Below are 23,035 nucleotides of genomic sequence, written 5' to 3' on the forward strand. Positions count from 1 at the left end.
ATGATCCAGTACTTTGATCCACGTAAACCGGACCCTAATAAAGATTTAGGAACCCCGCCAAGCTTATCAACCGAGCTGGTGAGTCTTGCCATCGATGGCCGTGAGATCGTAGTGCCCGAAGGCACCTCGGTACTCAGGGCCGCCGCGCTTGCCGGAATTAATATTCCTAAGTTATGTGCCTCAGATAATTTAGAGGCCTTTGGTTCCTGCCGTCTGTGCGCGGTACAAATTGAAGGCCGCAAGGGCTTTCCTGCGTCATGTACCACACCCGTTGCCGAGGGTATGCAGGTCAGCACCCAGACCGAGCCAGTGGCCAAGCTGCGCCGCAATATTATGGAATTGTATATCTCCGACCACCCGCTGGACTGTTTAACCTGTCCCGCTAACGGTGACTGTGAGCTGCAAGATATGGCGGGTGCAGTTGGTCTGCGAGAAGTGCGTTATGGCTTTGATGGCGAGAATCATCTGCACGCCGAGAAAGACGAGTCGAATCCCTATTTCAGTTTTGATCCCAGCAAGTGCATTGTCTGTTCGCGCTGTGTGCGCGCCTGTGAAGAAGTGCAGGGCACTTTCGCATTAACCATTGATGGTCGCGGTTTCGACTCCAAGGTGTCCGCTGGGGCGAATGATTCCTTTATGGACTCCGACTGTGTTTCCTGCGGCGCTTGTGTGCAGGCTTGCCCAACGTCCACCTTGATGGAAAAAAGCGTTATTGAGCAAGGTCAGCCGGAACACAGTATTGTGACCACCTGCGCCTATTGCGGCGTGGGCTGTTCCTTTAAAGCTGAAATGAAAGGCAATGAAGTAATACGCATGGTGCCCTACAAAGGCGGCGATGCAAATCACGGTCACTCCTGTGTAAAAGGCCGTTTTGCCTTTGGCTATGCCACCCATAAAGATCGGGTGCGCTCGCCAATGATTCGCGACAGCATTGATCAGCCATGGCAGGAAGTAAGCTGGGAGCAGGCGATAAGCTTTGCGGCGAAGCGGCTTAAAGACGTGCAGGCCAAATACGGTCGCGAAAGCATTGGTGGTATCACCTCTTCGCGCTGTACCAACGAAGAAACCTATCTCGTTCAAAAATTAGTGCGTGCCGCCTTTGGTAATAACAATACCGATACCTGTGCGCGGGTCTGTCATTCGCCCACCGGCTACGGTCTTAAAACCACCCTTGGCGAATCTGCTGGCACCCAGACTTTTGACTCGGTAATGAAGGCCGATTGCATAGTGGTGATTGGCGCCAACCCAACCGATGCGCATCCGGTGTTTGCCTCGCAATTGCGGCGGCGTCTGCGTCAAGGTGCAGAGCTGATCGTGATTGATCCCCGCAAAATTGATCTGCTAAAAACACCGCATATGGGCAAGGGCATGCATTTGCCGCTGCGGCCAGGCACCAATGTCACCATCATTAACGCCTTAGCGCATGTGGTCGTTACGGAAGGGCTAGAAGACAAAAATTTCGTATCGACCCGCTGTGACGAAAAAGCCTATCAAGCCTGGCGTAAATTTATTAGCGAGCCACGTCATTCCCCCGAAGTGTTAGAAGAGATCACTGGCGTTGCCGCTGAAGATGTGCGCAAAGCTGCTCGCGCCTACGCCACGGCAGGTAACGGCGCTATCTATTATGGCCTTGGTGTTACCGAACACAGCCAAGGGTCGACCATGGTAATGGGCATTGCTAATTTAGCGATGGCTACCGGTAATATCGGCCGCGAAGGTGTGGGTGTAAACCCGCTGCGGGGCCAGAACAATGTGCAAGGCTCCTGCGATATGGGTTCATTCCCCCACGAACTGCCGGGCTATCAGCATGTGTCCGACGTAGTAGCGCGCTCGCGTTTTGAATCGGCGTGGGGCGTGGTGCTCGACGACGAGCCGGGTCTGCGTATTCCCAATATGTTTGACGCTGCCATTGCCGGCAGTTTCAAAGCGCTTTACGTACAGGGCGAGGACATCGCCCAGTCAGACCCCAACACCCAGCATGTGGAATCGGCACTGCGGGCCTTAGACTGCTTAATCGTTCAAGATATCTTCCTCAATGAAACCGCAAAATTTGCCCACGTTCTTTTGCCGGGTTCTACCTTCTTAGAAAAAAATGGCACTTTCACCAATGCCGAGCGCCGTATTAACCGCGTGCGCAAAGTTATGCCCGCCATTGCCGGTAAAGAAGACTGGGAAGTGACCGTGGATTTGGCCAACGAGCTGGGCTACCCCATGAACTACCAGCACCCAAGCGAAATTATGGATGAGATTGCCCAGCTCACGCCAAGCTTTAATGGCGTTAGCTACGCTAAATTAGAAGAGCAGGGCAGTATTCAGTGGCCCTGTAATGCCGATCACCCAGACGGTACGCCCACCATGCACGAGGTCGACTTCCCGATTGGTAAAGGCCAGTTTGCGATTACCGAATACGTGGCGACCTCGGAAAAAACTAATCGCCGCTTCCCGCTGTTATTAACCACCGGCCGAATTTTGTCGCAATACAATGTGGGCGCGCAAACGCGGCGCACCGCTAACCAGCAATGGCACGATGAAGATGTACTTGAAGTGCATCCTCACGACGCCGAGCTGCGCGGTATTCACGATGGCGACTGGCTGGGTATTTCCAGCCGCGCTGGTCAAACAGTGTTGCGGGCAAGGGTAAGTGAGCGCATGTTGCCGGGGGTGGTGTACACCACCTTCCATCATCCGGGTAGTGGCGCCAATGTTATTACCACCGATAATTCCGATTGGGCGACTAACTGCCCAGAATACAAAGTCACGGCGGTGCAGGTAGAAAAAGTCAGTCAGCCCTCGGAATGGCAGCGGCAGTTCAAAGCCTTTGATGAGCGCCAGCGCAAACTGTATCGCAAGCCTAAGGGAGCGCCAGAACATGTTGGCCGTTAAGCTCGTGGAAGATAGCAGTAAGCCAGTAGGCAGTGCGCGGGCAGCGGTCGATGTGCGTCGCGCCAACCAGCGCAAGACCGCGCCGCTGGACGATCATATCGCCATGGAAGTGCCGGTGGCGATGGTCTACAACGGCATCTCTCACGCGGTGATGATGGCGACCCCCGCTGACCTAAAAGACTTTGCGCTGGGCTTTAGTCTTAGCGAAGGTATTCTCACCGACACCCAGCAATTATTTGATTGCGACGTTAAAACTGTTGCGCACGGCCTGTCGGTTGAAATGCGCATCGCTAATTCCTGTTTGGCAGCACTCAAGCAGCGGCGGCGCAACCTCACCGGCCGCACTGGCTGTGGTTTATGCGGTACAGAATCTTTAGAAAGCGCGATTCGCCCAGTGCGCAATGTTACTGCGCCAGTGGTGTCTGATGACGCTGTGCAGCGCGCCCTTAAAATGTTTCCCCAGCACCAAGCCTTACAAGCGCAAACCGGCGCAAGTCACGGCGTGGCTTGGTGTGACTTGGCAGGCAATATTGTAAAAGTGCGAGAAGACGTTGGCCGACACAATGCGCTGGATAAATTAATCGGTGTGCTGTTGCAGACTCATACCGATTTAAGCCAAGGCTTTGTGTTGGTGTCTAGTCGGGCAAGTTATGAAATGGTTCACAAGAGTTGCGCGGTAGGTATTGGCGCCTTGGTGGCGGTGTCAGCACCCACCTCACTTGCAATTGAACAAGCCGCAGCAGCGGGCCAATTACTGATTGGCTTCGCCCGCGAAGGCCGCCACGTTATTTATAATAATCCTTGGGAGTAACTGGGCGAGATGAGCAGCGCGCACAGCAAAAGTGTTGATAATTTAATTCGTATGGCAAATGACATTGCCGAAAATTTGCGTCATGGCGCCAGCGACGATGCAATTGCTGCCGAACAAGTCGCGAATCATATTCGGCGGTTTTGGGCGCGGGCAATGAAGTTAGAAATAAAAGAATATCTGAAATCTGGTGGAGCGGATTTGAACAAAATAGCATCCACTGCCATCGGTTTTATTTAATGGTAGTGGATGTATGCACGGCGCCCTTTTATACGGTGCCTTTTTACACGGCGCCTTTTTGCACGACACCTTAAAGCGTTCTTTCTACGCGGATGGTGGCGGTGGTAAGGTATCAAAATGATATTCAGTGCCGGGCTTAACTGGCGCCGAACCCACTTTGCATAATTCCCATTCATCGCCACCATTACGCAGTTTCTGCAGCAATAGCTCGGGGTCGAAATCGAGACCAATGGGGTTTTTCTCAAATTCCTCTGAAGAAAACCACCCTATGCAGCCTTCCATTGTAGGAAAATTGTCAACTTGAAGTTCTATTTCATTGCCATCGGGATCGCGGAAATACATGGAGGTCGTCGGGCCATGATTAATACACCAAAATGGCTCAACACCTTTGTCTTTGAGTTGTTCCCAGTGGCTCAGCAGTTCATCGAGATTTTTATAAGTGAACGCAGCGTGGTCAAACCCAGTGTATTTTTTGTCGGGCGAAGGTAAATGGGCGGTATTTAGAAATGCGATGCGATGATGTTCCTCGTCGTAGGTTAGAAATGAAATCATTGGTGACTCAAAAGAGCCTCTAAGATTCAAAACGGTTCGGTACCACTCGATCATTTCATCGTATTTTTTAGCTCGAATAACAATGTGAGCCAATTTTTGCGGCACTATTGTTTGGCTGGCTGTGAGGGTATTTGGCATTGTGTTCACCTATTTTATTCTGAGTAGGATATAAATGAAATTTGACACAAATTTACCACGTGGTCAATATTGAGGTTTACGGCTCTTTGGCAACGATATTTTCAATTGCGCCAAGCTGATCGATTTCAACTCGGACAATATCACCCTCTTTTAGGTAATTTGCTGGACTCATCAGTGCGCCTACGCCAGCGGGTGTGCCGGTGAAAATTACATCGCCAGGTTCTAATGTCATCGCTTGGCTCAGGTGTGCAATTTGCGCAGCGCAATCGAACATTAGGTATTTGGTGTTGGATTCTTGGCGCTTTTCGCCATTTACATAACAGCGGATACCTAAATTAGTTTCGTCGACGGCGTCGGCGGTGACGATATACGGGCCAATGGGCGCGTGGCTGTCGAAGGATTTACCAATCATGAATTGACCGGTTCGCAGCTGCCAGTCACGTACGCTTACATCGTTGCCAATACAAAAGCCAAAGATCGCGGATCGCGCTTCTGATTCAGAAATATTTTTACAGCGTTTACCGATAATAAAAACCATCTCCGCTTCGTAATCTAGCTTATCGGAAGCGCGCGGCAATTGAATCGCGTCGAAGGGTCCATTGATCGAGGTGACGGCCTTTGAAAACCAGACTTGGTGCTCGGGGCGCTCGATGCCACCGGTAGCGGCCTCGACGGCATGGTCTGCGTAGTTAAGGCCAATGCCAAAAATTTTACCTGGCCGGCTTACTGGTGCCTCCAGTTTAATTTCGTCTAAGCGGTAATCTATAGGGACTTCCAAATCTTTAATTATGTCTTTGACGCTTTCCCATTGATTAATGAGCGATATCATATCTGCGGGAAGGCTGGGAAGGTGGTGATATAAATCTATTATTCCACCGTCGACTATTTTTGCAATACGACGTGTATTTTCGTGGGTAAACTGCGCTAATTTCATTTTAAGTCCATTTTTAGTAGGTCGAAAAATTATTTTGATGCAATGATTTTATAAGTTTTTTGAAAAAAATTTTGTAAATCAATCAATGTTTCGCTTAGGCATTCTGCTAGCCGGGGATAAACCGCAAGGGCTAATGATGCCCTTAGTGGGCTTCCTGGCTTTTAGTTGTGATAGTCCTTGGGAGCTTCTGCACAATGTGGTGATACTCCGGCGGAGCCTTTACTGCTTTTGTAATAGTGCAGTACATATTTTTCTGGCTATCTATTGTTGTGCTTTGTCGCCGAGCGAATTAATGCCAAGGATCGCATAAGCTTACCGATTGGTCAATTGCGTTGGGGTTTAGGGCTTACTTTGCATCCCTTAATCCCTTTGCGCAGGTATTATTTGCCCTTATAACGGTGAGTTTGGGTTATAAGAGGCGGATAAGGTTTGCCTGCAATGGATAAAATTGGTGGCTCGTAAATTCTTTATTTACCAAACGGTAAAACACTGCTTTAATATCACTATTCTAATAATAGATGGTGGAGAAGCATTTTAATGAATACGAATGTAATAATTGCAGGCGCCGGTCCGGTTGGAATGACACTGGCGCTCGAGTTAGCGAGGTACGGTGTTAAATCGATTTTGCTAGAGCGAAATGAGACGACAACGCGACATCCCAAGATGGATTTAACCAATGGCCGCAGCATGGAGCTTTATGCGCGGCTTGGTGTTGTTGAGGCGCTCAGGGATGTTGGGGTGCCTAGAGAAAATTCATTTGATATCAGCTGGATTACTCGTCTCGCAGGCTATGAGCTGTTCCGGTATCGCTATCCGTCATCTACCGAATTTGAAGCAAACTCTCGTGCAATTAACGACGGTAGCTTTCCCGCTGAAGCGCCGCTGCGAGTAAGCCAAATTGATATAGAGCCAGTTTTGAAACGCTTTGTGGACGAGAGTCCGCTTATAGATGTGCGGTTTGGCGTTGCTTTTGAGGAGATCGTAGAAGAATCCTCAGGTTCGATTTCTGTCCTTGTAAAGAATCAGCGTAGTGGTGAGACTGACGTTCTCAGTGGGATGTTCTTAGCGGGTTGCGATGGCGGTGGTAGCCGCGTTCGTCGTAAATTAGGCATTGAACTCGATGGCGAAGAAGCGGTGGCTGGTGCGTTTATGGTCCACTTTCGATCCACCGATACCGAACTGCTCCAGCGCTGGGGTGGTACTTGGCATTACCAGAACGGTGCGGGAACCTTAATAGCGCAAAATGATAAAGATACATGGACGCTGCAAGCGTGGCTACCACCGGGTGAGGATGGCTTGGAGTGGAAGGCCGAAGACGTCTTGGAAAACTGGGTTGGTCAAAAATTTAACTATGAAATTTTGCAGGCAAATCCGTGGGCTGCTCACTTTGTAGTGGCGAAACAATATTACAAAGGGCGGGCTATTTTGGCGGGTGACTCTGCACATCAGTTTATTCCTACAGGCGGGTATGGCATGAACTCGGGTATTGCCGACGCCATTGGTTTGGCGTGGGTGCTCACTGCAAATGTGCAAGGTTGGGGCGACATGAGTCTGGTAGATGCTTACGAGGCTGAGCGACGTCCGACGGCGTGGTGGCATCTTGAGGCATCGCGGCGGCATTTCTTGGTGCGGCAAGCGTTTACGATGGCATATATGGCTGCGGGCGATATTGACTCGGATACCGAAGTGGCCTCGAGTAATCGATCAGCCTTGGCAGAGAAGTGCCGTATGCTGGGCAATGCTGAAAATGAAAGCTATGGGGTTGAATTAGGCTACCGCTACGATTCCGATATTATTTTGGGCGAAGCAGGTAATGAAGAAATAGACCCTCTGGTATATACGCCTAGCACGGAACCAGGGCGGAGATTACCGCACGTATATTTGGAAAATGGCCAGTCGATTTATTCGCTACTTGGAAACAACTTTAACTTGCTGGTATGCGAAGACAGTATTGATGTTTCTTCGCGGTCACTACTTGATGAAGCATTGGCTTCGACCTTGGCTCCGCCTTGTGAGATTGTCGTGATCAATAATGCAAATGCAAAGAAGGTGTTGGCTTCAAAATATGTGCTCGTGCGGCCAGACCTGCATATCGCTTGGCGATCTGATCAAATCACAAGCGAGTTTGCGAGTGTATTATTAAAAGCGATTGGCAAAGCAGCTTGAGTACTTGGCTTTGGCCAGTAAGAACGGAAATTGCTCGGCGATTGAATGATAGCAAACCTATCAGGCAGATTTAACGCATAGTGCGCTAGTTGGTTGCACCCCTGACGGCTAGCTCTAAAGTTGGGGTGATACTAAGGCCTTTAAGGTAGAAGCTTTTATTTATATAGATAAGCAGAGGCATCTTAGTAGTCTGGTATTTACGTAAGTGAGTACTAATCGCAGCCTAGGTCATTTTTAATTGTGAATGGGAGAATTAAAATAATGAGTGAAACATTGCAAACATCAGTATTAATTGTCGGTGGTGCCGGTGCGGGATTGGCGTCGTCTATTTTTTTGACCGAATTGGGAATTGATACACATCTTATTGAGCGGCGAGAAACAACGTCTCCGGCGCCAAAGGCCCATTACTTAAATTTGCGCTCAATGGAAATATTTCGCTCGCTGGGCTTAGCCGACGAAATATACGAGCGCAGTACCCCGGCAGAGAATATGGCTACCGTAGGCTGGTATACGTCCCTTGCCGGAGATGGCGAGTTAGACGGCAAAACCATTCATATTATGGATGCATTTGGCGGTGGCGCTTTAGCCGAGCACTATGGTGAGTCGAGTCCCTGCCGCACTGCAAACTTTGCTCAGCTCCATGTTGAACCTTTTTTATATGCCCATGCAGAGAAAAGAATTTCGAAGCGAGAAGTCGCATCTTCTTTGCATTTTGGTCATGAGTTAGTGTCATTTTTTGAAAATGAATTGGGGGTATTAGCCACCATTAGAAATACTGCCAACGATGAAACGTATACCGTGCAGGCAAAGTATATGCTTGCCTGTGACGGAGGACGATTTGTTGGTCCTAGTTTGAATATCCCTATGCAGGGTATCGAGCGCTTAATAGACATGAAAACAGCGTATTTTCGCGCTGATTTGTCGTCATTCATAGACGATGATAGCCCAATGATTCGATGGTTCTCTAATCCGGAAAGTGGCGGTGCGTGGGGTAGTGGGGTGATGGTCGCACTGGGGCCTAAAGATTTTGGGCGAAACTCTCAAGAATGGCTGATGCATTTCGCCTTTAATCCCGACCAGATCGAAAATGTAGAGCACGAAGAATTAGCCGAGCAAATTAAATCGTTGCTGAGAGTGACTGCTGAAACTAAAGTCGAAATCATCAAGACCAATGAGTGGCAAGTTAAGGGCGTTCTTGCAGACCGCTTTCGTCAAGGCTCGGTATTCCTGTTGGGTGACGCGGCTCATTGCCACCCACCTACCACGGGCTTGGGTTTGAATTCTGCAATCCAAGATGCACACAATATGGCATGGAAGTTAGCCGCGGTGATCAAAGGCGAAGCTAGCGATTCCTTACTCGATACCTACGAGTCTGAGCGACGTCAAGTAACCGGAAAAAATGTACGATGGGCGCTGTATACATTTCAAAATCACCTGTTAATAGATGGCGGAATAGGGCTTATTCCTGGTGCGCCGGTAGAAATGAATACTCAAGCTTATCGCAATCTTTTTGAAGATTCAGAAATCGGTGACACGCTTCGTCATCGCGCAAAGCTTGTTATTGATACCCAAACCGCAGAATTTCAGGCCATTAATATGGAGATTGGTTTTAAGTATCAACTGGGTGCATTGCATAAGGATGGGCACGAATCTACAGAGCGTGAAATGTTCGAGCGTCGCTACTACCCCTGTACCGACCCAGGTGCGAGATTTCCGCATTTTTGGCTTAATAACAACGGTAAAAACCTATCATCCTTAGATCTGATTACTATCGATAGTTTTACTCTGTTTGTTGAAAAAAATGTGGAGCAGTGGTCTGCGTTAGTCGGCCGAAGCCCCCTTGCTAATAAATGCCACGTGGTGGCAATAGGTGCTGGGGCCGCTCAAATGAAACCGCTGAACGATGATTGGAATCAATTCAAATACATTGGAGATAACGGTGCAGTGCTTGTTCGTCCCGATGGGCACGTAATGTGGCGATCAAAAGATGCTTCCGGTATGGCACGTTTTATTGATGAGCTTAGTGGATTTTTTAAATCATAAAGTAAAATAATTTTTAAGTTATTTTAGCGTTGCGCAGGCGTGGCGATTTTGTCGCCTCGCTTGTTAGTGAGCGTGCTTTTAAATGAGTCGGCGAATTTACGCAGCTGTGTTGCGGCCGTATTTCGGGTTGATAGTTTTCTTTGGGTACAGTGTTAAATGGTATTGACCGACTGGTAAGGCTGTGAGAGATTGTCCTTGGCGACTAAAGTTGTTCATTTGGGCTTGTAAGCAGAATTGGCCGAACAATGTGATATATGACGTCAGTAGTAAGCCTGTGAAGGTGCGGTCACGTCAGGCCGTTGGAATTGCGAGTGAAATATAAAAATAAATTTACATTCTAGGGTAACTCTAAAAATCAAGCTTTATCGAATCGTGAGCGGCTTGGACTTCTGATTTTCAGTTCAGCCTATTTGAATAGTTATAATAAGAGGTAAGTGCTGTGGCGAATTTTTTAAATAACGCATGGTATGTGGCATTTTGGATCAGCGAGCTCGACGATAAGCCGCTAAAGAAGAAAATCCTTGGTAGGAATGTGCTTTTTTACAGAGATAGTAACGGCGCCGCGATTGGTCTGAGTAACGAGTGCCCACATCGATTTGCACCATTACACAAAGGTCGAATAGAAGGGGATACTATTGAATGCCCTTATCATGGCCTGCGCTTTGATAGAACTGGATTATGTGTATACAACCCTTATTCAGATGACTGCGATGGACTTCCCGCTAACGCGGTGCTACGTGCATTTCCTGTTGTTGAAAAATACCGTTTCATTTGGGTATGGATGGGCGATCCGCAGTTAGCGAACGAAGCAGAAATTCCCGATTATAGCTTTCTGGATAATACAGCAGCGTTTACTGCTACGGCAGAGGCAACGCTAACTATGCCGGTAAATTATGAGTTAATACTCGACAACTTAATGGATCTTAGCCACGGTCAATTTCTTCACGCTACAACCTTAGGCAATAGCGCTATGGCTGCGGGTAGTACTACGGCCAGGAAAGTAGGGAATATTGTTTATTCTGAGCGCCTAAATCCCGCTGGTGAAGTTCCGCTTCTTTTTGCGCCGGCCCAGCTTGTCGACGCGGGAGCCTTAGTCGATTTTTGGAATGATATGTGGTGGGCGCCTGGTAGTTGCTACTATTTGGAAGTGGGTATTACACCAGCTGGCCGACCTAGAGAGGAGGGGGTGCTAATAAAAAGTGCGCAAATTTTGACCCCCGTTGATGAGCGAAATACAGAATATCGACACATACTCTACCGTGACTTTTTAAAAGAAAATGATGCGGTCACTATTGCGATGGAGGCCCTGGTGAGCAAGGCATTTTCAGAAGAAGATGAGCCTATGCTTATAGAGGTGCAGGATGGTATGGCAGGTAAAGATTTTTGGGAACTACGTCCCGCAATTCTAAAAGGCGACCGCGCTGCCATTATGGTGCGAAGAACCATGCAGAAATTAATTGAGGACGAACTGAATTCATCTTTAAGCTAAAGCTTTACTGAAGGTATGCGGCGCGGATAAGCACTTTTGCTATTGTTAGCTAATGTCGCGCTGCATCGATATATTTCGGTTTTATCCAATCGCGGAATATGTTTGCTTAAAATAATAATTGGCTGAGTTGGATTTTCTATTGATTGACGAGATATAAAAATAATATTAATAGGGATGAGAATAATGAAAACAAAATTTGCGATGGCAGTCTCTGTGATTGGAATTTGTAACCTTGCGCAAGCGCAAAGTGTAGAAAGTGCCGGAGCTGATGACGCTAAGGCTAAACGCACAAATAGATTTCTCGAAGTAGTTGTGGTTACCGCCCAAAAGCGCACAGAAAATGCACAAGATGTGCCAATTGCTATTGCAGCATTTTCTGAAGAGAAATTGGACGCATTTGGTATTCAAAGTACGGCAGATCTACCGAGTATTACACCGGGTTTAACCATCACCGGTTCCGCTGGCTTCAATCTAATTTATTTACGAGGTATCGGTACCAGTGCTTTTATTCCCTCATTTGACCCATCCGTCGCTACCTATGTCGACGGCATTTACATACCTAGCCAACAGGCTACGTTAACCGACTTAGGAGGCGTAGAGCGGGTTGAGGTGCTAAAAGGGCCGCAGGGAACATTGTTTGGAAGAAATTCAACGGGTGGTGCTATTAGCGTTTTTACAAAGTCGCCAGGGGTTGATCCGGAAATGAGTATCGGAGTTGAGCGCGGGAGTTTCGACGCAAAGAAAGCTAAGTTTTACGCCAGCTACCCCATATTAGATTCGCTAGCGGTATCTCTTGCCGGCATTTACTCCACCGTAGATTCATACTATGACGTTAAAAAGGATCCCGAAAGTCTCACTGGGCAGCCTAATTTCGATAAGCTTGATGCCGAGGTCACCCGCGGTGGCCGATTTAGTGTGAAATGGTTTCCTGTTGATAGTTTGGATGTGACTTTAACCGGATATTATATTGAGCAGCGAGGCAGTATCGCCTTTGTAGAACCGAATGTTAAGCCTGCGCCGATCACCGGCGTTGTTATAAACCCACCGGGCGATTATGAATGGTATGGGAATACTGAGCCGGTGTCGCATAGTCGCACGGCGGCGGTTTACTCGAATATTAATTGGCAAACCCCGTTATTTGATGTGAAAGTGCTTGGCGCTTACCAGAAACTCAATAGCTACGATAATGTTTACGACTTTGATGGTTCTAGTTTGAATCTAGCCATTTTCAATGGCGCTGGTGAACCAAGCGATTTGAAGTCTGCTGAGATACAGTTTATCTCTAATGACGAGGGCCTAACTCCGTCATGGTTGCGGTGGGTTGGTGGTTTGTATTACCTAACGCAAGAAGCGGGCTTTGATCCCTTCTATGCAACAGTGGGGAATGGCGTTGGTTTGGAACAGGCCCTGCAGCCGGTTGTAGAAACACTGCAACCTATTTTGAATAATGTGGGATTAGATTTTTCAGATTTAGCCGCTGGCGACGTAATATCGCTGGGCGCACAAGGAATGCTAGAGACGAATAGTTACTCGGTATTTGCGCAAGGTACGGCCGACATAACAAGCTGGCTATCGATTACTGCCGGTGCTCGGTATCAGGAAGAAGATCGCTTTCTTACCAAGCAGAATACGCTTACCTATCTACCTGGTGTGAAGGAGCCGATTCCAACATTGCAGTTTAATCAGCCCAAAGTAAAGCAGACAAATGTTTCGCCCAAGCTTACCTTTGAGTTTAGGCCACTAGATGGCCTGTTGTTGTACGCCACCTGGGCGAAGGGCTTTAAAAGTGGCAGCTATAATGTAGTTACCTTGTATACGGTGCCTGGTTACGTTGAACCTGAAGAGGTTACTTCGGTAGAAATTGGCGGCAAGATTTCTATAATAGATGGTCTTGCACTTAACTTTGCAGTTTTTAATAACGAGATAAAAGATTTGCAGGAAACAAAATTATCATTGCTGTCTGGTGGCGCAATCTCTGCAGAGAATGCCGGAGCCGCGCGAACAAGGGGCGCTGAGTTTGATTTTACATGGGTGCCATTATTGGACTGGAATCCTGGTCTCGTTGTTAACGCGGGTGCAACGTATTTAGAAGCTAATTATACGGATTATCAAAATGCTAGTGGCTTCGATGAAGATACCGGTTTGCCCTTCGGTTCTGGTGCTCCTGAGCCGAGCCGTGACTTTAGTGGCAACAAGATTGCGAGAACGCCAGATCTGTCGGCTAATTTTAGCTTAAGCCAGACCTTTGATATTCCTGGCGGCCCATTAGAGTTATCTGGTGATATGTATTACAACTCCGGCTTCTTCTTTTCACAGCAAAACTCAAAAGCGACTGAGCAGGAAAGCTACATGCTATTTAATGCGCGTGTGAGTTATTTATATGAAGACTTAGGCTTACGTATATCGGCGTTTGGTAAAAACCTGAGCGAGGAAAAGTACGCTGAGACTAGTTTGACCGTCGATTTCGGTACTTTTGAACGCCTTGCGCCGCCGAGAACCTATGGTCTAAGACTTTCTTACGATTATTAATTGATCGTAAACCTATTGGTGGCGGATATACGAAGAGGTGGTATATGACAATTAAAATTAAACGCACTTTAGCGATATTAGCATTGGCTATGTCGTCATCTATTATTCAATCTCAAGAGATACCTGTCGTTAGTGGCCTTTTGGTTGGCGGCAATATGGTGGGTTTGCCAATGCTGGGGGGCGGGATGGCGCTGCTGTCTGGTTCTGGCGAGCGGCTTTTAAACGGCGATCCACTGCAAATTGTAAGTGGTTTAGGCAATTTAGGCGTCTCAGCCTTAAACCCCGATGTTGCTTTAGGCCTCTTCAATGGCACGGCGCTGCCACTCATTGGCGTTGTTTCGCCGACGCTGACGGTGGTAATGGCCAATCCGGTGGATGCTATTGATGTGCTACTAAACAAAGGCGGGTTACTGGCGCCTGGTACGGCTTCACTGCCAACAATTCCGCTCCTTACAGCGCCACTTTTAGGCTCCGCCGGCTTACCCACTTTATAGCGATGGTATTTTAGCGGGCCCAAGGCAGGGATGCGGTATTAAAAAGTGCATTGGCGGCCCGCTTAGAATGGCTCGCCTAGCGGTTTTTAAAATTAAGTGCTGGGGGGGAACCGCGCAAAATGGACTAATACTGGAAGCATTGGCAAATCTTTGCCGCATGTTCTGTCAGTATTAGTAAGTGCTTGTTAATAGCGCCGAGAATTTTTGCTAGGCCGCGGAATAGCAATATTTCTCGGAGTTCAGCATTTCTTCCATTGAGGGTAAATCTCGCACATCTGGGTCGAGATTATTGGCTTTAAACCACGTTCGCTCCCGCGCCGACTGGATATGGTTGTAATCCAAAATGCTACTTAGCATTGCTGTTTTAAATGCGCTACTACCATCTTTGTAAGCGGCGGCAATAAGTTTATCAACGGCCTTGCCTAAGGCTATGGTGAGCTCGTTTATGGCGTTTACGGTGAGCGGCAGCATGTCGGGTTGCGCGGCGATCAATGAGCGAGTTTGCACGGCAGCTATTTGGCTTTCGCCGCCGCCTTCTGCTAATTGGCTGAGCTTGCTTGCCAGTGCCAACATATTGTCGAAGGAGCCTTTCTCGTAGAGGTAGGCAAAATCCCATTGCTGATCGAGCATTTTTAAATGCCCTAGCATTAGTGCGGCTTGCTCGGCGGCGAAACTATTGTCGGCGGGAATAGCCGGTATAATAACGGTTTCGAGTGCCTTGCTAAGATTGCGTATTCTGTTTGAAATATCAGGCAGCATTTGGCAGTTCCTCTTTGAGTAGCATTTCGATCTGGTCTAAAAATACCGCGCCGGCAGAACCTAGCCAAGTTATGAGCAAGTCTTGGTGATTGTTTGCGCGTTGGCCAGCAATAATGGCGCTGGATAAATCCATGATTGCGCATTTCCACGCATTGAGCACTTCGTAGTAACGCAACACATCGGGCTTGATTTTACGACCTGACAAGCGCTGATACTCAGAAATGAAGTGGTCCCTTTCCATTAATCCGCACACCAGAAACTGGCCTTGGGCATTCCAGGTGCCAAACAGTTTTTGAAGTATCCACGCGAGATCTTCGTGAAAATCACCAAAGTGCGCTAATTCCCAGTCGAGGATGGTGGTGATTTGGCCAGATGGCTCCTCGAACATAAAATTGCCAACGCGATAGTCGCAGTGAACTAGGCAGGGCTCTTCACAAACGGGGGCGTTTTCGCGAAGCCAGTGTTCAGTTAAGGTCACCATGGGCACCGGTTCAACGCAGTCTTGCTGCCATGTTCTAGCCCATAAATTAACTTGGTATAGCGCCGCTTCGGTGCTGTTCTTTTTGGGAATAACGTAATTTGGCAGCGCGGCATCGGCCCAGCCCTGCCAGGAGTGTAGCTTTACCAGAATATCCAGAAACTGCGGTGCAATAAGTTCGGCGTAATGGCCGTAGCTAGAGCCTATGCCGGAAACACTCTGGCCTTCTAAGCTCGTTGGCTTGGTAACGCCAGACACAAAGCCGGTAATCAAGCCGGGGTTGCCCAAGGAGTCGCCTTCGGCGTCAACTGTTAAAATTTCGGGTACGGGAAAGCTGCCAGCCAGTGCTTGCAGCAGCTCGGCTTCGCGCAAACGACAGGTTTCTACAATGCCCTCTAGTGGGTCCATGCGCAGTACATAGCCTTGAGGCTCTGCTAGGCCGCTGTGTTGCAGTTGAAATAGAAACTGTTCCTTGGAGGCGCCGCCGGTCATGCGCTTAACGCCGCTAATAGTAATATCGTTCAAACCATCGGCAATAAATAGCCGTGTTAAACTTTGTTCAATCTCTTTGGCGGTCTTGGGTGTGTAGGGCCCCAATTTACTGCGCTGCAGTTTGCGCTCCAGTATGTAGGCCATGCGCGGTTCAATAAGCGCGGAATTCATGTCGCTTATGCTTGTTGTGTTTGCATTCATAATGGTCCTGCCTGCGGTGTTAAAACGGGTTTTTATTGATGTTTTAATGGCCTAATTAGTTGCCGTTGCCCTGCCAAGGAAAACTAAAGCCGCCTTCGCCCATGCCGTAGCCTTTGGTGCCGTCGGCCATGGTGTACTCCATCATTTGCTCTACGAACATGAAGGAGTCGTAGGGAAACTGCCAACGGAATAGGGGGACGCCGGTAAATTCGTAGAGCTTGCCGGTCTCATCCCAAACCTTCCAGTGCACGTGTTTAAAGCCAATGTCGTCGTCTTCGTAGGTAATGGTTTCTTCCACTTTTTCGAGTGTTAGCCAGCGCTCGCCGTCGTGGAGTATTTTTTGGTAGCTGTCGCCGTGGGTGGTAATGCCGTGCACGGCAACACAGCTCACGCCGTTGTCAAAAATGGGCCAGGCTAGGCGATAGTGAATTAAGCCTGTCCAGTTTCGTGGGCCTACACTCAGGTCGCGAAAACCCTTGTCGTCAATGTGAATAGTCTCGCCAGTGCGAAGGTGAATGTCGCCCACCACGCGGCAAAAGCCTTCGGGGTGAACATAGGTGAGCTCCTTGGCAATGGCATCGTCGTCACCACATTTACTAAGCGCAATGCTGTCGCCCATTGGATGAATTAAATCCCATTCCAATTCGGCGTTGAAATCATCGGTCTCAATTTTAACGATGGCGGTTTGTAGCGACTTGGTTGCGCGCATGGTAATACCGGCTACCGTAATACCTGGGTCTAGGCGCTGATCCGTATAGGGCAGGTTCATATTAACTCGGGTAAACAGCGGTTTTCCGTCTTTAAAAAATATGGCAAAACAGTTTATTTCGCCAACGTTTTCTAAAATACCAATGCGGAAGAAACCGCCGGTCTTTTGCTCTCTGTCGTAGAAGTTGAAATAGTAGCTCTGGTTCCATTTGTAAATATCGGGGTTGGGTATGTAGCGCTCAATGTTTTCTGAGAGATATTCAATAGTGTATTTAGCCATTATTCGCCTCCTAGCGATTGTTCAATATAGAAATGGGTAAAAAGGGCGGCACCAGATGGTTTGTGTGCCGCCAAGGGATGATTATGAAAGACTGATAATCTTAGCGCTTAATAGGTGTAGCCAACGGTCAGGCCAATGGTTCTAGAGCGGCCAGTAAAGCGCGCCGAGGTGTCGGACGAGGCGATAACGTTCGTGGTGTAATATTCGTCGAGGATATTTTTACCCCACAAGGTAACGCGCCAGTTGCCGTCGTCTGAGCGGTAGCCCATGCGTGCATTGACCACGCTGTACGCTTCCATTTCATTAAATTTCTCGGTGATGGCCTTGGCGCCATCGTCGCGTTGGTCTTGGCTATAGCTTAAGCGGTTGCCACCAAAAGCAGCGTCAGACTCAGACTGGCCATTGATGTTTACCCCAGCGTAAACATCGGCGCCGCCACTCAGTGCAATGGTGTATTCCGCGTCGAGCATATAGGTCAGTTCAGGTGTAAAGGGAATCGGGTCGCCAGAGAAATCGGCTTCGCCGGTAGCCAGCACCAAGGCGCCGTTGCCATCGCGCACTGCTTCGCTGGTGAAACTAACACCTTGGTAATCCTTAACTTCAGACTTTAAATACGTGAACGCGGCAGTTAAGCGCAGGCCGTCGGTGACTTGGGCGGTCACGTCTGCCTCTAAACCGTAAATCTCGGTCTTGGGTACATTGTCGAGGGTGTCGAGAAAGCCAAAGATTGGGTCTAAGATTTTGGTGCGCAGCTGCTTGTCTTTGTAGTCGTAGTAAAATACAGCGCTATTTAGCTGTATGGAGTTACCCGCCAGCGAGCTTTTAATACCCACTTCGTAGGCCTGCACCGACTCTTGGGTAACGGGGTCTAGCTGGAAGAAGTTAGCCGCCGCGAGTGCAGGGTAGCTTCCTGATTTATAGCCCTTGGAAATGTTGGCGTAAATTAAGGTGTCGTCGTCCAGACCATAATCGGCTCCTAGGCGCCACGACACATTGTCTTCGCTTAACTCATTTACGTATGGGTCGCCAGGCACGCTATTGTCGTTGAGGGTATAGCAACCATTGATGCCAATTGGGATAAAGGCTTCAGTGCCTAGGGCGTTGCCCAAAATATTAAACAAGGTCGCAGTGTTGGCGCCGTCACCGGCGTCGATGGCGCCAGGGGTATTCGGCGCGGCGTAGTTACAGCTATTAACCTTAATGGTTGAGTCGGTATAGCGAGCCCCCACTTTAACGGTGAGATCGTCGCTTAGGCTGTAGTCGAGGTTGCCGAACATGGCATAAGTAGAAATTTCCTGTGCTAGGGAAATGCCACTGGTATTGATATAGGCGTTTTGATCGGTGTAGTTGGTAGAGTCAATGTAGTTTAGGGTCTGGTCTTCAGCGGTATTGCTTTCTTCTAGATTGGCGCCAATAACCCATTTGGTGGTGGCGTTGACGGAGGACAAGCGAATTTCACTAATCCAAGTGTCGATTTCGCCATAGCTCGGGCCTAAGTCGAATAACACGAGCGGCAGGCCGTCACCGTCGGTAGATTGCTTTTGCTCAAAATCTTGGTAGGTAGACAAGGCAGTTAAGGTCATCTCGTCGTTCAGATCCCAGTCGCCACGTGCAACCAGTTGGTAGTAGTCGCGCTCAGACGAGGGGTCGATATACGGCGACCAATCAGCGGCTTCGGTATCTTCGGCGGTGAATTGCTGCGCGGCAATCGCGGCTAATGTGCCTGGTGGGTTGCCCGTCGCACTGTCTACTTTGATCGCGGGGTTATAAGCGACATATTGCTGGGCTTGTGGGTCGCTATTGTCTTGCCACGCGTTAATGTTGAAGAGGTAGGCAGAGCGATCAGTTGGTGTGAACTCTAATACTAAGCGGCCTGCGAAGTAGTCTTGTGCGCCGTTTTTGTCATTGCGCGAGGCACTTTTTTGCCATTCATCGGCTTGCAGCGACGTTATCGCTAAGCGTGCGCCAAGGGTGTCGGTCAGGGGCCCGCTCACATAGCCGTTGAGTTCTTTGCGAGCGTAGTTGCCTATCGACACATCGCCGCCGGCTTCAAACTCTTGGCCGGGCTTGGCGGTAATAAAGTTGATGGCGCCGCCAGTTGAGTTTTGCCCAAATAGAATGCCTTGGGGGCCTTTTAATACTTCTACCCGCTCTAGGTCGTAGGCGGCGTGACTAGCCAAGACCGGAAAAGGCATTGGCGCTTCATCTATGTATAAGCTCGTGGCAGGGTAGGCGCCCAAGCTTTGCTCGTTAAAGCCAATACCACGTAAAGTGAATATTGGCGTGTTTGACGTGCTTGACGAAAACACTAGGCCTGGTACCACCGAAGAAATCTCTTCAAGGGAGCTTAGTTTCTGCTCGGCCATTTGATCGCCACTAACGGAGGAAATAGACAGGCCTACGTCATTGATATTTTCTGCACGTTTATTGGCGGTAACAATCACCTCCTCGAGCGCCGGTGCAGCATAACTGTTTGCAGAAAGCATTGCCGCACTGGCAATGGCAATAACTAAGGGGTGTTTCTTATAATGCTTACTCATGTGCTGACCTCAGGGTGACGCAGTTCGATGATTGTTGAAATGGCATCGATAATCTCGGCTTAAAGAGATACTGCTGGTAATTGTTCGCTCGCTATCTATTAGAGTTATTTCGACGTATATTAAGTGCTTCCCTTGTTGCCAATTTTTTACTTATTGGCAGGGGCAGAACCTAATCTGGTCTGAGCACACAGTAACAAGAGATATGGGCTACGCGCATTGACGGAAATCCGTTATATTTACGTTAGCGAACGAATATGGAAAATAGTACTATTAGTAAGTGCATGATTTTTATGGAAATTTATTTCCGGTTTGGCGGGTAGGCATAAGTACGTATTACCGTCTATGCTAAGTCATATACTCTTCGATACATAAAGAAGGTCTTATGCAATGAATAACAATAATTTTGAAATGAGTAATCACAGCCATAGCCAAAAGGTGTTAAATCGCTCTAAGGCAGATGGCATATCGCTGTTTATTTTTGACAAGCGTCAAGAAGACGACAAGGCGATTAGCTTTATCTATCAGCGCCACACCCAAGCAGAAGCGATGGACGATTACCGCCTGCGCTTATATAAGGTTGATTCTTTTTTACAAAAATCAGTAGAACCCAATGCCGTGCAAGGCATGGCCATTGGCGTAAAAACCAAAGAAAGTAATTTTCCGAGTACGCTCCCTAGCCCAGCAGATCCCAGTGGTATTTATTGGCGTGGCCTTGGCGCCTACGGGTATCGGCAAACCGCTTGCATGATTCATCCCTTGAGTAAAAATCTTCACTTGGTTATTGGTATGCAGATGCTGCAGGAGCGCAAAAATCTTTGCGTAGAACAGGCGCTGTCGGCGATGGAAGATTGGATGTCTGACAGCAGTGACCACATCTTAGAAAATTCGATTAATATTTTACGAAATGAATGCATTACCGAATCACCACTGCATCAATTAGAAAATATCGCCAAAGGCATTAGTCCCAGAGAGCAGCAAGTCGTTTTTGAAATAGTGCAGGGCAAAAGCAATAAAGAAATTGCGAAGACTCTATGCCTATCTAATTACACAATTGAAAATCATCTGCGGCGTATATACCAAAAATTTGGGGTAAAAAGCCGAACCGAACTCATTGCGGCCTTGAATTGTGGCCGTATTAAATCGCTCTTGCATGCTGGGGAACACTGAAAAAATTCGCGTATTTTTATAAAAGTCTGTTATGGATAAATTAAATTTTTAACGCAGTTTTTTAATTGTTGCTGTTCGCTAAAATTTTTTATAAAAACAAGCGTCCAATCAAGGTCGATACCGCAGTTTCTGTTTTTAAAATACGCGGGCCAAGACTAAAGCTCTGCATGCCAGCCGCCATGAGTTTTTCGCACTCAAAGGGGATAAATCCGCCTTCTGGGCCAATGGCAAGTACGCAGTTCTGTTTAACGGCCTGCGGCGGGCTTTGATCTGCATAGGGGTGCGCTAGCAAACCTATTTTGTTTTCTAACAGGCTCGGCAATTCGTCTTCTACAAAAGGTTTAAAGCGGGTCGCTCGGCGAAGGCTTGGCAATACCGTATCGCCAGCCTGCTCTAATCCTTCTAGCATGGCTTTGTACAGAGCTTTGTCGCCGACCAACGGGCTCTGCCAATAGCTTTTTTCGACGCGAAAACTATTCAGCAAGATGATTTCTGCTGCGCCCAATTCGGTCGCGGCGCGAATAATTCGTCTTGCCATTTTTGGCCGAGGTAGGGCAAGGAGTAGCGTTAGTGGCAGTTTTGGCGGCGATGGGGTGTGCAGTTCAAATTCAAGGCTAACCCCACTGTCACTCATTGTAGTGATGGTGGCGCTGCCGGTGAGGCCGTTTAGTAAACCGACTTTGAGGGTGTCGCCAGTTGCCGCGCGCAGCACAGTGCGAATATGTGCTGCGCGGGCATCGTTTAGCGTTACGTGATTGGAATCGGCGCCTAAGTCCTCAGGCTGCAGTAGCAGCAGATTCATTAAGCGGGTTCAGCCCACAGATCGTAATCGTCAGAGTCGATGATGTTCACCACCAAGGCATCGCCGGGTTTTACGTCGGTGAAACCGTCTAGGTAAACTTTGCCGTCGATTTCGGGGGCGTCTGCTAGGCTGCGGCCAATGGCGCCTTCTTCATCAACGGTGTCGATGAGAATTTCCTGCTGAGTGCCAATTTTGGCGCGCAGGCGCTCGGCAGAAATTTCCTGAGCGACCACCATAAACCGCTGCCAGCGATCTTTTTTAACGTCATCGGGAACGTGGTCTTGCAGATCATTAGCGGTGGCGCCTTCAACCGGCGAGTACTCAAAACAACCCACCCGATCGAGCTGGGCTTCTTGCAGCCAGTCGAGCAGAATCTGGAAGTCTTCCTCGGTCTCGCCGGGAAAGCCGACAATAAAGGTTGAGCGAATCACCAAGTCCGGACAGATTTCACGCCATTTTTTTATGCGATCAAGGGTCTTTTCCTGATGCGCTGGGCGTTTCATGGCTTTTAGCACTTTGGGGCTGGCGTGTTGAAAGGGAATATCTAAGTAGGGCAGAATTTTGCCCTCGGCCATCAGCGGAATGACATTGTCGACATGGGGGTAGGGGTAAACATAGTGCAGCCTCACCCACACGCCCATTTCACCCAGTGCCTCGCACAGTTCTAACATGCGGGTTTTAATGGGCCGGCCATTCCAAAAATCGAGCTTGTACTTGGTGTCTAGGCCGTAGGCGCTGGTGTCTTGGGAAACCACCAAAATCTCGCGCACGCCGGCATCAACCAAGCGCTTTGCTTCTTCAAGCACGCTGCCAATAGGGCGGCTGACCAGATCGCCACGCATCGACGGAATAATGCAGAAGCTGCAGCGGTGGTTACAGCCTTCGGAGATTTTTAAATAGGCGTAGTGGCGAGGTGTAAGCTTAATACCTTGGGGCGGCACTAAATCGACAAAGGGGTCGTGGTTTAGTACCGGCGGCGCCCATTCATGCACCGCGCCGACCACTTCTTCGTAGGCCGCCGGGCCGCTAACCGCCAATACATTTGGGTGTACGGCGCGAATTTTGGCGTCGTCGCCCATGCAGCCGGTCACAATAACCTTGCCGTTTGCTTTTAGGGCTTCGCCAATGGCATCTAGCGACTCTTGCTTGGCGCTGTCGATAAAACCACAGGTATTGACCACCACCACGTCGGCGTCATCATAGCTGGGTACAATATCGTAGCCCTCCATGCGCAGTTGGGTGAGAATACGCTCGGAGTCTACCAGCGCTTTGGGGCAGCCTAAACTCACGAAACCGACTTTGGGATTGGTCATAGAAACCTCTGAAATGCTT

17 protein-coding genes are annotated in these 23,035 nt (G+C 48.7%); 9 read left to right on the forward strand and 8 right to left on the reverse strand.

Features of this window, described 5'->3' with window-relative positions; all coding sequences use genetic code 11:
- Genes fdhF through P1U47_RS00615 form a run of 3 tightly spaced genes read left to right on the forward strand, consistent with a single transcriptional unit; the run spans position 1 to position 3,931 of the window.
- Complete coding sequence (gene fdhF / locus P1U47_RS00605; protein ID WP_301026568.1) at positions 1–2,883, forward strand: formate dehydrogenase subunit alpha; 2,883 nt, start codon at positions 1–3, stop codon at positions 2,881–2,883.
- A complete protein-coding gene (gene fdhD / locus P1U47_RS00610; RefSeq protein WP_301026569.1) occupies positions 2,870–3,694 on the forward strand; it encodes a formate dehydrogenase accessory sulfurtransferase FdhD in 825 nt (274 codons plus the stop codon). The genes fdhF and fdhD overlap by 14 nt, the downstream gene beginning before the upstream one ends.
- Positions 3,695–3,703: 9 nt before the next feature.
- Positions 3,704–3,931 (forward strand): formate dehydrogenase subunit delta, encoded by a 228-nt coding sequence (locus tag P1U47_RS00615; RefSeq protein WP_301026570.1) that lies wholly within the window; start codon positions 3,704–3,706, stop codon positions 3,929–3,931.
- A gap of 84 nt (positions 3,932–4,015) precedes the next feature.
- Here the strand turns inward: P1U47_RS00615 and P1U47_RS00620 are convergent, their stop codons facing one another.
- Entirely contained in the window at positions 4,016–4,621 is a 606-nt protein-coding gene (locus P1U47_RS00620; RefSeq protein ID WP_301026571.1) for a VOC family protein, read from the reverse strand.
- 76 nt (positions 4,622–4,697) lie between these two features.
- On the reverse strand, positions 4,698–5,555 hold the full coding sequence (locus tag P1U47_RS00625; RefSeq protein WP_301026572.1) for a fumarylacetoacetate hydrolase family protein: 858 nt from the start codon (positions 5,553–5,555) through the stop codon (positions 4,698–4,700).
- A gap of 537 nt (positions 5,556–6,092) precedes the next feature.
- Here P1U47_RS00625 and P1U47_RS00630 point away from each other — a divergent pair.
- From P1U47_RS00630 to P1U47_RS00650, 5 genes are all read left to right on the forward strand, one after another.
- Complete coding sequence (locus P1U47_RS00630; protein WP_301026573.1) at positions 6,093–7,721, forward strand: FAD-dependent monooxygenase; 1,629 nt, start codon at positions 6,093–6,095, stop codon at positions 7,719–7,721.
- A gap of 261 nt (positions 7,722–7,982) precedes the next feature.
- The gene (locus P1U47_RS00635) at positions 7,983–9,764 is read left to right on the forward strand and encodes an FAD-dependent monooxygenase (RefSeq protein ID WP_301026575.1); all 1,782 of its coding nucleotides are present in this window, start codon (positions 7,983–7,985) and stop codon (positions 9,762–9,764) included.
- A 439-nt stretch (positions 9,765–10,203) separates the two neighbouring features.
- The gene (locus P1U47_RS00640) at positions 10,204–11,253 is read left to right on the forward strand and encodes an aromatic ring-hydroxylating dioxygenase subunit alpha (RefSeq protein WP_301026576.1); all 1,050 of its coding nucleotides are present in this window, start codon (positions 10,204–10,206) and stop codon (positions 11,251–11,253) included.
- Positions 11,254–11,436: 183 nt separating this feature from the next.
- Positions 11,437–13,782, forward strand: coding sequence for a TonB-dependent receptor (locus P1U47_RS00645; RefSeq protein WP_301026577.1), 2,346 nt, complete (start codon positions 11,437–11,439; stop codon positions 13,780–13,782).
- A gap of 44 nt (positions 13,783–13,826) precedes the next feature.
- A complete protein-coding gene (locus tag P1U47_RS00650; protein ID WP_301026578.1) occupies positions 13,827–14,276 on the forward strand; it encodes a hypothetical protein in 450 nt (149 codons plus the stop codon).
- A 207-nt stretch (positions 14,277–14,483) separates the two neighbouring features.
- On the opposite strand, the gene P1U47_RS00655 is transcribed toward P1U47_RS00650, so the two are convergent.
- From P1U47_RS00655 to P1U47_RS00670, 4 genes are all read right to left on the reverse strand, one after another.
- Positions 14,484–15,035: a hypothetical protein gene (locus P1U47_RS00655; protein WP_301026579.1), complete on the reverse strand. Its 552-nt coding sequence runs from the start codon at positions 15,033–15,035 to the stop codon at positions 14,484–14,486.
- Positions 15,025–16,206: a phosphotransferase family protein gene (locus tag P1U47_RS00660; protein ID WP_301026580.1), complete on the reverse strand. Its 1,182-nt coding sequence runs from the start codon at positions 16,204–16,206 to the stop codon at positions 15,025–15,027. Before P1U47_RS00660 ends, P1U47_RS00655 begins: the two co-directional genes overlap by 11 nt.
- A 55-nt stretch (positions 16,207–16,261) precedes the next feature.
- On the reverse strand, positions 16,262–17,194 hold the full coding sequence (locus P1U47_RS00665; RefSeq protein ID WP_301026581.1) for a hypothetical protein: 933 nt from the start codon (positions 17,192–17,194) through the stop codon (positions 16,262–16,264).
- A gap of 107 nt (positions 17,195–17,301) precedes the next feature.
- Complete coding sequence (locus P1U47_RS00670) at positions 17,302–19,734, reverse strand: TonB-dependent receptor (RefSeq protein ID WP_301026582.1); 2,433 nt, start codon at positions 19,732–19,734, stop codon at positions 17,302–17,304.
- A 387-nt stretch (positions 19,735–20,121) separates the two neighbouring features.
- Between P1U47_RS00670 and P1U47_RS00675 the strand changes: the two genes are divergently transcribed.
- The gene (locus tag P1U47_RS00675) at positions 20,122–20,901 is read left to right on the forward strand and encodes a helix-turn-helix transcriptional regulator (RefSeq protein ID WP_301026583.1); all 780 of its coding nucleotides are present in this window, start codon (positions 20,122–20,124) and stop codon (positions 20,899–20,901) included.
- A gap of 88 nt (positions 20,902–20,989) precedes the next feature.
- Here the strand turns inward: P1U47_RS00675 and P1U47_RS00680 are convergent, their stop codons facing one another.
- On the reverse strand, positions 20,990–21,703 hold the full coding sequence (locus P1U47_RS00680; RefSeq protein ID WP_301026584.1) for a 16S rRNA (uracil(1498)-N(3))-methyltransferase: 714 nt from the start codon (positions 21,701–21,703) through the stop codon (positions 20,990–20,992).
- Entirely contained in the window at positions 21,703–23,016 is a 1,314-nt protein-coding gene (gene rimO, locus P1U47_RS00685; RefSeq protein ID WP_301026585.1) for a 30S ribosomal protein S12 methylthiotransferase RimO, read from the reverse strand. The genes P1U47_RS00680 and rimO overlap by 1 nt, the downstream gene beginning before the upstream one ends.
- Positions 23,017–23,035 lie beyond the last annotated feature (19 nt).

This window comes from Zhongshania sp. (assembly GCF_029212375.1).
Classification (GTDB): Bacteria; Pseudomonadota; Gammaproteobacteria; order Pseudomonadales; family Spongiibacteraceae; genus Spongiibacter.